The organism is Anaerovorax odorimutans, from assembly GCF_024459955.1.
In the GTDB taxonomy this organism is placed as follows: domain Bacteria; phylum Bacillota; class Clostridia; order Peptostreptococcales; family Anaerovoracaceae; genus Hominibacterium; species Hominibacterium odorimutans_A.
The window spans coordinates 1-264 of sequence record NZ_JANFXK010000145.1 but is presented as its reverse complement, the minus strand read 5'-3'; the positions used below and the strand labels follow the sequence as shown (position 1 = coordinate 264).

At 35.6% G+C, this 264-nt stretch carries 1 protein-coding gene; it reads left to right on the top strand.

What is annotated here, in order from left to right; translation table 11 throughout:
• On the top strand, window positions 1-264 hold a 264-nt coding region (locus tag NE619_RS18245), incomplete at both ends, for a hypothetical protein (RefSeq protein ID WP_256133890.1).

The window sequence follows — 264 nt, the reverse complement described above, 5'->3', positions numbered from 1 at the left end:
CCAAAGCCATGTTTGTTTCGGGTTCACTCAACATCTTATGTAATTGCGCTCCGATAATCAGAAACAAAAACGCTGTCAAAATGCAAATTACAGCCGTAACCGCTTTATTATTATTTAACATGGAAATCAAAGTAAAAATTGATGAAAATACAATCGCAGTCATCAGTACGGTTACTGCAAACAACAAAACTATTTTTATGTCCATTTCAAAAAAGCCGAGAAGCGGTATCCCGATGCAAAGATACGGAATAAAAAATGCCATAC